12 protein-coding genes are annotated in these 13,293 nt (G+C 70.9%); 2 read left to right on the top strand and 10 right to left on the bottom strand.

Annotated features, from left to right (window positions below; translation table 11 throughout):
* Window positions 1-71: 71 nt before the first annotated feature.
* The 8 genes from ACWDR4_RS03945 to ACWDR4_RS03910 all read right to left on the bottom strand — a co-directional run bounded on the left by ACWDR4_RS03945 (window position 72) and on the right by ACWDR4_RS03910 (window position 9,125).
* Window positions 72-2,300 carry an MMPL family transporter gene (locus ACWDR4_RS03945; RefSeq protein WP_450403546.1) on the bottom strand — a complete coding sequence of 743 codons (2,229 nt, stop codon included), beginning with the start codon at window positions 2,298-2,300 and terminating at the stop codon, window positions 72-74.
* Between the two features lie 188 nt (window positions 2,301-2,488).
* Window positions 2,489-3,166, bottom strand: a complete 678-nt coding sequence (locus tag ACWDR4_RS03940; protein ID WP_450403544.1) for a 4-carboxy-4-hydroxy-2-oxoadipate aldolase/oxaloacetate decarboxylase — start codon at window positions 3,164-3,166, stop codon at window positions 2,489-2,491.
* Between the two features lie 23 nt (window positions 3,167-3,189).
* Window positions 3,190-4,410: an aspartate transaminase gene (locus tag ACWDR4_RS03935; RefSeq protein ID WP_450403543.1), complete on the bottom strand. Its 1,221-nt coding sequence runs from the start codon at window positions 4,408-4,410 to the stop codon at window positions 3,190-3,192.
* A 4-nt stretch (window positions 4,411-4,414) separates the two neighbouring features.
* Complete coding sequence (locus ACWDR4_RS03930; RefSeq protein ID WP_450403541.1) at window positions 4,415-5,158, bottom strand: SDR family oxidoreductase; 744 nt, start codon at window positions 5,156-5,158, stop codon at window positions 4,415-4,417.
* A gap of 61 nt (window positions 5,159-5,219) precedes the next feature.
* Window positions 5,220-6,530, bottom strand: a complete 1,311-nt coding sequence (locus ACWDR4_RS03925) for an MFS transporter (protein WP_450403538.1) — start codon at window positions 6,528-6,530, stop codon at window positions 5,220-5,222.
* A gap of 118 nt (window positions 6,531-6,648) precedes the next feature.
* Complete coding sequence (locus ACWDR4_RS03920) at window positions 6,649-7,635, bottom strand: 5-oxoprolinase subunit C family protein (RefSeq protein ID WP_450403535.1); 987 nt, start codon at window positions 7,633-7,635, stop codon at window positions 6,649-6,651.
* The gene (locus tag ACWDR4_RS03915; protein WP_450403532.1) at window positions 7,628-8,341 is read right to left on the bottom strand and encodes a 5-oxoprolinase subunit B family protein; all 714 of its coding nucleotides are present in this window, start codon (window positions 8,339-8,341) and stop codon (window positions 7,628-7,630) included. Before ACWDR4_RS03915 ends, ACWDR4_RS03920 begins: the two co-directional genes overlap by 8 nt.
* Before the next feature lies 1 nt (window position 8,342).
* Complete coding sequence (locus tag ACWDR4_RS03910; RefSeq protein ID WP_450403531.1) at window positions 8,343-9,125, bottom strand: LamB/YcsF family protein; 783 nt, start codon at window positions 9,123-9,125, stop codon at window positions 8,343-8,345.
* Window positions 9,126-9,367: 242 nt separating this feature from the next.
* Between ACWDR4_RS03910 and nac the strand changes: the two genes are divergently transcribed.
* Window positions 9,368-10,279, top strand: a complete 912-nt coding sequence (nac, locus tag ACWDR4_RS03905) for a nitrogen assimilation transcriptional regulator NAC (protein ID WP_450403529.1) — start codon at window positions 9,368-9,370, stop codon at window positions 10,277-10,279.
* A gap of 55 nt (window positions 10,280-10,334) precedes the next feature.
* Entirely contained in the window at window positions 10,335-11,342 is a 1,008-nt protein-coding gene (locus ACWDR4_RS03900) for a 2-hydroxyacid dehydrogenase (RefSeq protein WP_450403528.1), read from the top strand.
* A 144-nt stretch (window positions 11,343-11,486) separates the two neighbouring features.
* On the opposite strand, the gene ACWDR4_RS03895 is transcribed toward ACWDR4_RS03900, so the two are convergent.
* Both ACWDR4_RS03895 and ACWDR4_RS03890 read right to left on the bottom strand, forming a co-directional pair.
* Window positions 11,487-12,584: a D-2-hydroxyacid dehydrogenase gene (locus tag ACWDR4_RS03895; protein ID WP_450403526.1), complete on the bottom strand. Its 1,098-nt coding sequence runs from the start codon at window positions 12,582-12,584 to the stop codon at window positions 11,487-11,489.
* Window positions 12,584-13,219 carry an RraA family protein gene (locus ACWDR4_RS03890; protein ID WP_450403524.1) on the bottom strand — a complete coding sequence of 212 codons (636 nt, stop codon included), beginning with the start codon at window positions 13,217-13,219 and terminating at the stop codon, window positions 12,584-12,586. The genes ACWDR4_RS03895 and ACWDR4_RS03890 overlap by 1 nt, the downstream gene beginning before the upstream one ends.
* Window positions 13,220-13,293 lie beyond the last annotated feature (74 nt).

The following is a 13,293-nucleotide window of genomic DNA, read 5'->3' as shown; positions in this document are numbered from 1 at the left end:
CAGAGTACTTGGGCGCGGGTGGGCCGCGGCGCCGTCGTGTCCGGCACCGCGGCCCACCCGTGCGGACCGCGTCAGAGGCGGGCCGGTTCCTGCCGCGCGGGCTCGCTGTCCGTCGGTCCGGTGCCGGGGGCCGGTGGCGCGGTCAGCTCGGAGCCCTCGACATCGACGCGGGGCAGCAGCCGGTCGAGCCGGCCGGGCAGCCACCACGCCTTGTCGCCGAGCAGGGCGAGCACGGCGGGCACGAGTGCCATCCGTACGACGAAGGCGTCGAACAGGACCGCGACGGCGAGACCGAAGCCGATGGTCTTGATCATCGCCTCGCCTGCGCCGATGAAGCCGGAGAACACCGCGATCATGATCACCGCGGCGGCACCGACCACCCGTGCGCTGTGCCGGAAGCCGGTGACGACCGCCTGCGGGGCCGGGTCGCCGTGGACGTACGCCTCCCGCATCCGGGCGACCAGGAACACCTCGTAGTCCATCGCCAGGCCGAAGACGATGCCCACCAGGAAGATCGGCATCAGGCTCATGATCGGACCGGCCTGCTCCACGCCCAGCAGATCCGCGCCCCAGCCCCACTGGAAGACCGCCACGACCGCGCCGAGGGCGGCCAGCACCGACAGCAGGAACCCGAACGCGGCCTTCACGGGCACGAGGACGGAACGGAAGACCACCAGCAGCAGGAGCAGCGCGAGGACGATGATGACGGCCAGGTAGGGCACGAGGGCGTTCTGGAGGGCCTGGGAGATGTCGATGTTCATCGCGGTGCTGCCGGTGACCTCGAAGGTCGCGCCCGTCTCGTCTTCGAGGTCGGCGCGTTCCGAGCGGATCGTCCTGACGAGGGTCTTGGTGTCCTCGGTGTTGGGACCGGCGGTCGGGACCGCCGAGAACAGCGCGGTGTCACCGGCCGGGTTGAACCGCGCGGGAGAGACGGACACGACGCCCTTCGTCGCGCCGATGTCCTGGGCGATCCCGGTCACGGCCGCCTTGGGGTCGGCGGCGCCCTTGGCGTCCACCACGATCGTCAGGGGACCGTTGAAGCCCGCGCCGAAGCCGTCCGCGAGGGCGTCGTAGGCGCGTCGCTCGGTCGAGGAGACGGGCTTGGACTCGGCGCCCGGCATGCCCATCTCCAGGCTCGCGGCAGGCAGCGCCAGCACCCCCAGGCCCGCGACGCACGCCACCAGCACGGTCCACGGGTGGCGCAGCACGAACCGCGCCCACCGGGTACCGCCGTTGTCGGCGCCTTCGGCCGAACGGCCTGCCGCAGGACCGCGTTTGCGTATGGCGCGGGAGAGTACGGCGTCCGGCCACATGCCGAGCAGGGCGGGGACGAGGGTGAGGGCGACCAGGACGGCGACGACCACGGCGCCCGCCGCGCACAGGCCCATCTTTGTCAGCATCGGAACGCCGACCACCGACAGGCCCGCCAGTGCGATGACGACCGTGAGCCCGGCGAAGACGACGGCGGATCCGGCCGTACCGACGGCGAGACCCGTCGCCTCGTGCGGGGCATGGCCGTTGGCGCGCTCCTCCCGGTAGCGCGAGACCACGAACAGGGCGTAGTCGATGCCGACCGCCAGCCCGAGCATGGTGGCGAGCGTGCCCGTGGTGAGGGACAGGCCGAAGACGCTGCCCAGGGCGAGGATGGCGGCCATGCTGATGCCGACCCCGACGACGGCGGTGAGCAGGGGAAGGCCGGCGGCTGCGAGGGAGCCGAAGGTGATCAGGAGGACGACCGCGGCCAGTGCGATACCGATGGCCTCGCCGGAGCCGCCCGCCGCGGGCTGCGTGGCCAGGGCGGTGCCTCCGACCTCGACCGTGAGGCCGGAGTCACGGACCTTGTCGACGGCCTTCTCCAGCGCGGCCTTGTCCGTGTCGGTGAGGTCGTCGGCCTTGACCTTGTAGGTCACCGTGGCGTAGGCGGTGGAGCCGTCCTTGCTGACCGCGCCCGCCGTGAACGGGTTCACGGCGCTCGCGACCCGCGGTTCGTCGGCCGTATCGCTCACGAGCGTGTCGATGGCGGCGCGGTTGGCGGACGCGGTCACCTTCTCGCCGTCGGGGGCGACGAACACGATCCTCGCGTCGGCGCCGTTGGCGTCGGCGGCGGGGAAACGCTCCCCGATCAGGTCGAACGCCTGCTGCGCCTCGATGCCGGGCATGAAGGACGTGCCGTCGTCGGAGGCGGCGGGCGCCTTGACCGCGCCGAGACCGACGGCGCCGAGGAGCACGGCCCACAGCAGCGCCACGAGCCGGCGCCGCCGGAAGGCGGTACGGCCCAACCGGTGGAGGAAGGTAGCCACGAGAAACGGATCTCCAGGTCTGGGTTCGGGTGGATCACCAGCCTGGCTCGCGGGGGTGGGCGGGGACATCGTGCTTGTGCTGGCACTCCCGCTTGGTGCCACCGCACGAGGCGGAGGGCCCCTGTCCTCCTTGAGGATGAGTGCCGATGCCGGACCGGGTCATGCCCGCCCGGCCGGGCGCCGCCCTGTCACTCGTCCTCGATCACCAGCCCTTTCGCGGCGAGAAGCGGCGCGAGACCGCACATCTCGACGACTGTCCTGCCCGCCCGGTACGCGGAGATGTACCCGGCCTCGGCGTCGACCCGCTCCTGCGACGCGGTGACCGCCTGCGCGGCGTCCTCGCGGCGTACGACGACCACGCCGTCGGCGTCGGCCCGCATCACGTCGCCGGGGCGGACGAGTACGCCGCCGACGGTGACCGGCTCGCACATCGGTCCGACGGTCTCCTTGACCGTGCCCTTGATGGACACGCTGCGGGAGAAGACGGGGAAGCCGAGGGCGCGCAGGTCCTCGGTGTCCCGGACGCCCGTGTCGGTGATCAGGCCGCCGAGCCCCTTGGCCTGGCAGGCGTTGGCGAGGACGTCCCCGAAGGAGCCCGCCTCCTCGTAGTTGCCGGCGGACACGACCACGACGTCGCCGGGGCGGGCGTAGGCGATGGCGGTCTGGAGCATGAGGTTGTCGCGCGGTGCGCACTGGACGGTGAAGGCGGGGCCGCACAGGGACATACGGTGGTCGACCGGCTTGATGGCCGAGTCCAGCGCCCCGAGGCGGCCCTGTGCCTCGTGGATCGTCGCCGAGGAGAAGGCGCTCAGCTGCTCGACGAGAGCGGCGTCCGGCCGTTCGAACTTCGTGCTGACGCGGATCATGACGGCCTTTCAGACGGAGGGAATCAGACGGTGGGGGTGGCGGACAGTTCGGCGCAGGCCGTCGCGATGCGCGCGCATGCCTCGGTGAGGACGTCCGTCGAGGTGGCGAACGAGATACGGAAGTAGCCGGGCGCGCCGTACGCGGTTCCGTGGATCACCGCCACCTGGCGGCTGTCGAGCAGATGGAGAGCGAAGTCCTCGTCGTTCCGGATCGGGTTCCCCGCTGGCGTCAACTGCCCTATGGCGCTACGGCAGTTGACCAGGAGGTAGAAGCCCCCGTCGGGGACGGTGCAGCTGAGCCCGGGAACGTCGTTGATGAGCTTGACCGTGGCGTCGCGGCGTTCGCGGTAGACGCGCACGGTGTCCTGTACGAAGTCCTGCGGTCCGGTGAGCGCGGCAGCGGCGGCGGCCTGGCTCACGGAGGACGGGCAGGAAGAGGTCTGGGACTGGAGGGTGTTGATCGCGGTGACCAGGTCCGCCGGGCCGACCCCGTATCCGAGGCGCCAACCCGTCATCGCGTACGTCTTGGAGACGCCGTTGGTGAGGAACACCCGCTCGGCCAGGCGGGGTTCGACGGCGGCCAGGGACGGGGCGGACTCCTCGCGATACCAGATCTCGTCGTAGATCTCGTCGGTGAGGACGCTCACGTGCGGGTGCGCCAGCAACACCTGGGCGAGCGCGTGCAGTTCGGCGGTGGAGTAGGCCGATCCGGTGGGATTTCCCGGGGTGTTGAGGACGACCCAGCGCGTGCGCACGGTGATCGCCGCCCCGAGCCGCTCCGGCGTCAGCTTGAAGCCGTCCGTCTCGGGGCAGTCGACGACGACCGGGGTGCCGTCGTTCGCCCGGACCATGTCCGGATAGGACACCCAGTAGGGGGCGGGGACGACGACCTCGTCCCCTTCGTCCAGCGTGGCCATCAGGGCGAGGAAGATGACCTGCTTGGCTCCCCCGCCGACCGTGATCTGCGTGTCGGTGCAGTCGATGCCGTGGCGGGCGCGGAGCTTGCCGGTGATGGCGGCGCGCAGCCGGGGGGTGCCGTTCACGGGGGTGTACTTGGTCTCGCCCGCCTCGATGGCCTCGATCGCGGCGGCCTTGACGTGGTCGGGGGTGTCGAAGTCGGGCTCGCCGACGGTCAGGTCGAGGATGGTGAGGCCCTGGCTCTTGAGTTCGCGTACGCGCTGCGCCGCCGCCGTGCTGGGCGAGGGCTTGATACGGCGTACGCGCTCGGCGATGTTCGCAGGCATGGCCTCAGCCCTCGCGGCGCTCGAAGTTGAGGCCGCCGGGGACCTGGAAGGTGGGCAGGATCTCGATGTGGCCGAGGTTGACGTGCCGGGGCGCGTCGACGGCGAACTCGATGGAGTCGGCGATGTCCTCGGGCTTGAGGGACTCGTAGCCGTCGTAGAACTGCCGCTGGGCCTCCTCCATGTCTCCGAGGAGACGGCCGAAGATCTCCGTCTCCACCCGGCCGGGGCAGATCTCGGTGACGCGGATCCGGCGGCCGTAGCCGTCGACGCGGAGCTGGCGGGAGAGGGTGTGCACCGCCGCCTTGGTGGCGTGGTAGATGGTGTTGCCGCCGAAGTTGTAGACGCCGGCGATGGAGCTGATGTTGACGATGTGTCCGAGGTCCCGCTCGACCATGCCGGGCATGAGCAGGCGTACGAGGTGCAGGACGGCCTGGATGTTGACGGCGACCTGCTCGTCGACGGCGAACGCGTCGGCGGTCAGGATGTTGCCGGTGCGTGAGACGCCCGCGTTGTTGACGAGGACGTCGATCTCCAGGCCGCCCAGTGCGGCGGTGAGCGCCTCGGTGTCGGTGATGTCGACGGCGTGCGGGACGCAGCCGGTGGCGTCGGCGAGGGCGTCGAGCCGTTCGGCGTTGCGGGCCACGGCGTGGACTTCCAGGCCGCGCTTGGCGAGTCGCTCGACGACCACGGCTCCGATGCCGGTCGACGCTCCGGTGACGAGGGCCGTCCTGTAGTCGGAGATGGGCATGCTGATGTGCTCCTTGGTGTGCGGGGTGGGGGGTGTGCGGGTGCCGGGTGCCGGGGGTGTGTCAGGCGTCGCGCAGGGGCAGGTGGGCCCGGTCCTTCACCCGTGAGACGGCGACGAGGGTGCCGAGCGCGGTGAGGACGGCGTAGAAGGCCGGCATGTTGACGTTGCCCGTGCGGTCGATGAGGTAGGTCATCAGCAGGGGTGCCGTGCCGCCGAACAGTGCGGCGGAGACGTTGTAGCCCAGGCCGTAGGCGGAGTAGCGCACCCGGGTGGGGAACAGCTCGACGAGCAGGATGTGGATGACGCCGGTGTGCCCGGCGAACACGACGGCCATGACGCAGGCGCCGAGGACGGCGAGGGCGACGTTGCCGGTGCCGATCAGGAGGTAACAGGGGACGCCGATGGCGGCCATGGCGATCGCGGCGCCGGCGATGACCTTCTTGCGTCCGACCCGGTCGGAGAGGCGCCCCATGTAGGGGATGGCGATACAGATCGCGACCAGGCTGGACGCGGTGACGAGGAGTCCCTGGACCTTGCTGAAGTCCAGCTCGCTGCTCATGAAGGTGGGCATGTAGCCGAACAGGACGTAGTACCCGGAGCCGTTCATCAGGGGGATGAACAGGGCGAGCAGCATGGCGCGGCGGTGCTCGGCGGAGGTGAACGCCTCCTTGAGGGGGTTCTCGGACAGGCCGCCCTCTTCCTTGAGGCGGGTGAAGTTGGGCGTGTCGCTGATGCGCTTGCGGATGTAGATGCCGGTGATGCCGAGCGGGACGGCGAGCAGGAACGGTATGCGCCAGCCCCAGGACTCCATGCGTTCGGTGCCGAGTCCGCTGGTCAGGGCGGCGGCGATCAGGGTGCCGGTGAGCAGGGAGAGGAACGAGGCGATCTGGGCGTAGCTGGTGTAGAGGCCGCGCTTGCCCTCGGGGGCGTGCTCGGCGAGGAAGCTCATCGCGCCGGACGCCTCGCCGCCGACGGAGAAGCCCTGGGCGACGCGGAGCAGGATCAGCAGGGCGGGGGCCGCGATGCCGATGCTCGCGTAGGTGGGCAGGACGCCGATGGCGGCGGTGGCGACGCTGATGAGCATGATCACGAAGACCAGCATCCGCTGGCGTCCGATGCGGTCGCCGAGGTGACCGCAGATGATGCCGCCGAGGGGGCGGAAGAAGAAGGAGACGGCGTAGCCGAGGAAGACGAGCTGGATGGCGTTGTCGGAGCCGGGGAAGAAGACGGCGGCGAGCGTTCCGGCCATGAAGCCGAAGATGCCGTTGTCGTACAGCTCGGCGAAGATGCCGACGCATCCCGCGAGGGTGACCTTGCGGGCTGTTCTGGGGTCGACGGTGTTGGGGACTGGCTGGGCGGCCACGGCGGTCATGGCTCTCCTCTGTCTGGGAGCAGGCTGGGGACGGGGGACGTGCGGCTCCGTGCGGGGAGGTTTCGTATTTCGTGCGGGCGGGCGAATGGGGCTGCTGAGCGAGTGCCCGGGGAGGGCCTCAGCTGCCGAGGGGAGCGCGGATGCGCAGGGCGTCGAAGGCCGTACACACACGGGTTCTCAGGGCGTCGACGGCGTGGCGTTGGGTGCGGTGGGCGGTGACCGCCTGGTCGAGGGTGCGGTGGCGGAAGCGGACGGTCTGTCCGGGGCGGACCTGCCCCAGGGCGGACAGTCCGGTGGCGGTGACGACGGCGAGGACGGGGTAGCCGGCCGTGACACCACGACCGCGGTGCAGTACGAGGAGTTCGTCCCCGGCGGGCACTTCGACGGCGCCGATGGGGACGCCACGGGAGAGGATCTCGCCCCGGGTGACTCGGCGGGGCACGTCGCCCCGCAGCCGCAGACCGATGTGGTTGCTCTGCGGGCTGACGCCGAAGGGGGCGTCGAACAGACGGCGTCCGGTGTCTCCGAACTCGGCCCGGTCGGGGCCGTCGGTGACGTCGATCGTCCAGGTGGTGGGGAACGTGGGGACGGGTGCGCGCAGCCGGAACAGCGGGATGCGGGAGAAGGGGTGATCGATGGGTGGGCAGGAGGTGCGCAGGGCGAGTTCGTCGCCGTCGCGCAGGGCGGGGCCGAATCCCAGGACGGTGTCGGGGGCGCAGCTGCCCTGAAGGTAGTCCGCCTCGAACGAGCCGAGTACGGCGAGGTAGACGCGCAGGCCGCGCCGGATGCCGGTGACGCGGATCGTCTCCCCGGCCCGCACGGAGACCGGTTCCCACTGTGAGCGGGCCACTCCCCCGACGGTCACGTCGGCGGGGGCGCCGGTCACGGCGACGAGGGTGTCGGCGGAGGGCACGCAGGCGAAGTCGAGCGCCGTGATCTCCAGCAGCGGGGTGCGGTCGTCGTTACCGCACAGGACGTTGGCGACGCGCGCCGAGTGCTGGTCGGCGGCCCCGTTGGCGGGCAGTCCGTAGCGGGAGCGGCCGACGCGGCCGAGGTCCTGGACGGTGACGATGCCCGCGGTGCGGATCGTGAGGGTGTCAGCCATGGCAGGCCGCCAGTGACGTGTCGGCGTACTCGTCCCACTGCTGGGATGTGATGGGGCGGAATCGAAAAGTGTCCCCGGGCCGGTAGGCGGTGATCGGGTCGCTGTGCAGGTCGAGGACGCGTACGGGGGTGCGCCCGAGGAGCGGCCAGCCGCCGGGTGAGGGCATCGGGCAGATGACGGCCTGCCGGCCGGCGACGGCGACCGAGCCGGGGTCGACGCGGGTACGGGGCGAGGCCAGTCGCGGCACCGGCCTCGGGAAGGGCGGGCCGTCGGTCATCGGCGCACCGGCGGGCGCGCCGAGGCAGCGCACGGTGAGATCGGACCCGGTGTGGAGGGCGACGACCTCGCTCTCGGTCAGGCCGAGTTGCGCGGCCACCTCGGGCAGGTCGGGCCCGTGTTCGCCGCCGTAGACGACGGGGACGACGAAGCGCCGCGGAGGTGTCGTCGGCGCGGGGTCCGGGCCGAGACGCGCTGCCTCGCGCGCCAGGACGCGCCGGACGGTGTCATGGTCGGTGCCGGTGCTGTCGAACTCCACGAGCAGGGCGTCGTAGGTGGGCACCACGTCGTGGACACCGGTGAGCCGTACGGCGTCCAGGGCGTCGGCGAGGGCGTGGACCAGCCGCCAGGCGTCCTCGGCGTCGAGGCCCACGGCCTTGGCGACCAGGGCGGAGTCGCCGCAGTCGGTGATGGTGACGTGGCCGTTCATGTCAGACGCCCTTCTCGCTCAGCACCTTGTCGAGGGAGGTGATCCCGACACCGGCGGCGAGGAGCTGCTCGCGGATACGGCGGGCCAGCGCGATAGCGCCGGGGCTGTCGCCGTGCAGCAGGACGGTGTCGCAGGCGACCGGGACGTCCTTGCCGTCGGCGCTGCGGACGACCCCCTCGGTGACCATGCGCAGGGTGCGCCGGGCGACCTCGTCGGGGTCGTGGATCACCGCGCCGGGTTCGGAGCGGGGGACGAGTGTCCCGTCGTCGCGGTACGCGCGGTCGGCGATGCCGACGATGCCCACGCGCAGTCCTCGGGCGCGGGCGGCGTCGGCGAGTTCGCCGTCCTGCGCGAGGACGATGAGGGAGTCGTCCAGGGCGGCGACGGCGTCCACGACGGCGCGGGCGTATTCGGGGCGTACGGCGACCAGGTTGCCCAGGCGCCCGTGCGGGGCGACATGCCGTACGCGGGTGCCGTGCGCGACGGCGAACGCCTGGAGGGCGCCGATCTGGTAGAGCACGTCCGTACGGACCTCTTCCGCCGTGAGGTCCATCGCGCGGCGGCCGAAGCCGACCAGGTCGGGAAAGCTCGGGTGGGCGCCCACGGCGACCTGTTTCTCCGTACAGCCGCGGACGGTGGCGTCCATGATGCGGGGATCTCCGGCGTGGAATCCGCAGGCGACGTTGGCGGAGGTCAGCATCTCCAGGAGGGCTTCGTCGTCGCCCATCGAATAGGCGCCGAATCCCTCGCCGAGATCGGCGACGAGATCAACCATGGGGGTCATGACGGCCTCCGGGAGATAATGTGGGCGAGGAAATGCCAGCGCGTCTCGGGGATATTCCGGAAAATGTCCGGGGCTGGATGTTCCGCTCAACTTAATCCCCGGCTCACATGACCGCCAATATCCGTTCGGTCTGGCGTTATCGCGAACGGCTATGACCCACGGCACACCTGGGGCCCACCAGGGCTGTGCTTCGGGATGGCCCCTCCCTACGATGAGGCTTCGCTCCCCGTGGAAGGCCCCGCATGGACACCAGGCGTCTGTACTCGTTCATCAAGATCATTGACGCGGGGAGCATCACGCGGGCAGCGGACATCCTGCACATCGCACAGCCCGCGCTCAGCCAGCAGCTGTCCGCGCTGGAGGCGCAGTTCGGGCAGCAGCTGCTGATCCGCAGCAAACGCGGGGTCGCCCCGACCGAGGCGGGCCGGGCGCTCTACCGGCATGCCCAGCTGATCCTGCGGCAGGTGGACCTCGCGCACGCCGCCGTCGGGGTGTCCGGCCGGGCTCCCGCCGGCAGTGTGTCGGTGGGCCTCGCGCCGTACAGCCTGGGCGCGGCGCTGGCGTTGCCGCTGCTCAAGAGCGTGCGCGAGCGCTACCCGGACATCCTGCTGCACATCAACGAGAACTTCGGCGGCGTGATCAGCGAGGCCATCATGACCGGGCGGATGGACATGGCGTTCATCTACGGGGCGGGCCCGTTGAGGGGCGTGCAGTTCGAACCACTACGCACGGAGGACCTGTTCCTGATCGGGGCACCCGGCGGGACGGCTCCGGCGGGCGAAGGCGAGGTGAGCCTGGAGGAGCTGAAGGATGTGCCCCTGCTCCTCCCCAGCCGCATCCACACGATCCGGCAGGTGGTGGAAACCGCCTTCCAGCAGGCTTCGCTGGAGCCGAAGGTGGTGGGCGAGGTCGAGTCGGCACTCACGCTCGTCAACGCGGTGGACGCGGGCCTGGGCGCCACCGTGCTGCCCTGGTCGGCCGCGCAGGCCATTCTCGACGTCCGTTCGTTGCCGGTACGCCGCATCGTGGATCCGACGATCCAGGTCAAATTGTCACTGGTGACCTCCGACAATCAGCCTCTGTCCGAACCCGCACTCGCCGTGCACGATCTGTTTCTGGAACTCATCGCGGCCTTCGATAAGGATCGGCAATAGCGTCACACATAACCGCTCTTTGTTTCAGGCGAGTGTCGCCACTAGTGTCCGGGAAATGAAATTCCGCGTGCTCACCACCCGTGAAAACCTCCCCGGCCACGGTCTACACCGTCTTTCCGAGGCGGCGGACGTCGTGTCCTGGCCGGGGACCGGCAAACCCGACGCCTCGGACCTCGTCACCCTCGCCCCCGGAGTGAACGGGGTTCTCGCCCTGGGCAACGACCCGGTGGACGCCGCGCTGATGGACGGCGCCGGCCCCTCGCTGCGCGTCGTCGCGCTGGCGAGCATGGGGTTCGACAACGTCGACCGGACTGCCGCCGCCGAGCGCGGCATCGTCGTCACGCACACCCCCGGGGTGCTCGCGGAGACCACCGCCGACCTCACCTTCGCCCTGATCCTCGCCGCCCGCCGCCGGATCGGCGCCGCCGAGGCGTCTCTGGCGACGGGCTCCTGGGGGCTGTTCCGGATGCACGACTACCTCGGACTGGACATCCATGGAGCGACCCTCGGGCTGATCGGCTACGGCCAGATCGGCCGCGCGGTGGCCCGCCGGGCCCACGGCTTCGGCATGCGCATACTCCACCACGACCCTTACGCCCCCGACGACGACCTGTCGACCTCGGTGGACCTGCCCACGCTGCTGGCCGAGTCCGACGTCGTGTCGCTGCACGTGCCGCTCACCGAGGAGACACGGCACCTGATCTCGGCCCGTGAACTGGCCGCGATGAAGCCCACGGTCACCCTGGTCAGCACCTCGCGCGGCGGTGTCGTCGACGAGGAGGCCCTGCTGCACGCCGTACGGGAGGGACGGCTGCACTCCGCCGGGCTCGACGTGTTCGAACGCGAGCCGATGGGACCGGAGTTGTCACCGCTGGTCGCCGAGCCCCACGTGGTCACGCTCCCCCACATCGGGTCGGCCACCGAGTCCGCCCGGGCCGCCATGGCCGACCTGGCGGTCGACAACATCCTCGACGTCCTCGCCGAACGCCCGGCCCGGACCCCGCTTCCCGGCAGCTCCGCGGTGCCAGGCATTCCGGCCGGGACCGCCGGGGTACGTGCGTGATCCCAGCCGTTCTTCGACGCCACCGGAGGGACGGCCCTGGTCACCGGCTCCAGCCGTGGCAGTGACGGACTCGTCGGTCACCGTGCTCGCGGCACGGTTCCGCCCGTTGTCGAGCCGGCCGGCGCGACTCACCGGTCGCACCGCTCAGTAGAACTCGACGGTGTTCACCCGGTTGAGCAGTGCGTCTCCGTCGAGGAGCCGGGTCGCGTTGGCGGCGAAGAGTTCGGCGATGAGACGGTCCTCCGCGGCGTTGAGGGCGGCGGTGTGGGGGCTCACCAGGACGTGGTCGTGGTCCCAGAGGGGGCTGTCGGCGGGCAGTGGTTCCGTCTCGAAGACGTCCAGCGCGGCGAAACCGACCCGGCCGGAGTCGAGGGCGTCGATCAGGGCGGCCTCGTCCACGACGGTTCCACGGCCGACGTTGACGAGGGCCGCGCCGGGCCGGAGGGCGTCGAAGAACCCCTTGTCGAGCAAGCGCTCGGTCGCCGCGGTGCCGGGGAGAGTGTTGACGACGGCGTCCACGGTCGGCGCCACCTCGACGAGACGGCCGGGATGCACGACCTCGGCCACGCCGGGGACATCGACGTCCCGTCTGCTCGTACCGACGACTCTCGCGCCCAGTGCGTGCAGTTTCGCGGCGACGACCCGACCGATACCGCCGAGGCCGAGCACAAGCACGGTCTGCTCGCTCACCTGGTTCATCGTCCAGCGACCGCTCCACTCGCGGTCGCGCTGCTGACGGCCCAGGCGGGGCAGACCCTTGGCGCCCGCGAGCACGCCGAAGACGGCGAACTCGGCGAGGGGCTGCCCGTGCACACCGGCCGAGGTGGTGAAGGCGACCCGGTCGAGTTCTTCGGCGCCGAGCCCTGCCGCCTTGACCTGACTCCCGCCGCCTGCCGCCATGATGTGCACCCAGCGCAGCCTCGAGTTGGCACGGACCGTGCGGGCCAGCGCCGACGGGTCCACATCGGGGATGCCGTACAGGGCGTCGGCGGAGTCGAGCAGAGCCTCGTACGCGCGCTGCTGTCGCGGTGTGCGCCGCCAGGCCGGATCGCCGGCGAAGTCGGCGGGCCAGCGCATCGGGGGCAGGAGAGCCTGGTCGACGACGAAGTCGATCCTCGGCTCCAGCTGCCGTACGCGCGAGCAGTTCTCCTCGGACAGCGGCGCGGCGACGGCGACCCGGAGTCGGCCCGCCGTCCGTCCTTCCGCTTCCGTCAGGTCCGCCCCCGTCAGGTCCGCTTCCATCAGGCGGCCTTCTTGCGCAGTGCGTCGACCTCGGCGTCCAGGTCGGCCTCGCGGGCGACGATCTCCTTGACCGCCGCGAGGGCCTCCTCGGCGCGGTGCGGGGGGATGACGATCACGCCGTCGGCGTCGGCGGCGACGATGTCGCCGGGGTTGACGACCACCCCGCCGATGGCGACGGGTTCGCCGATCGTGCCCGGTCCGTTCTTGAAGGGGCCGGCGGGTGTCAGCCCGCGTGCGAAGACGGGGACGCCGAGCTTCTCGATGATCGCGCCGTCGCGCACATAGCCGTCGACGACCGCGCCGACGGCGCCGTGCACGTCGAACCGCTGGGCGAGGTTGTCGCCGATGACGGCCCGGCCCTCGTAGCCGAAGGCGTTGATGACGAGGATGTCGCCGGGTCGGATGTGTTCGAGCGCGGCGATCACGGCCTTGTTGTCACCCGCGACGGTGAGTACCGGGAGTGCGGTGCCCACGGTCCTGGCCCCGTTCCAGATGGGCGCGATGCCCCCGTCGACGATGTTCAGCCGGTCGAGGGCGTCGCCGAGGTTGGCCACGGAGTGCTCCCGGAACTGGTCGAGTACGTGACGGTCGACACGGTCCCATTCCGTGGTGACACGTACGTTGTCCTGGGTCATCGCAGGATCCCCTCCAAGAAGTGCGAAATCTTTCGCGTTTCGAGGTGTCAGTCTGCATCGCGCCACGCCACTGG

It is taken from the genome of Streptomyces sp. NPDC000878 (assembly GCF_053599695.1).
This window is presented reverse-complemented; position numbering and strand designations above follow the sequence as displayed.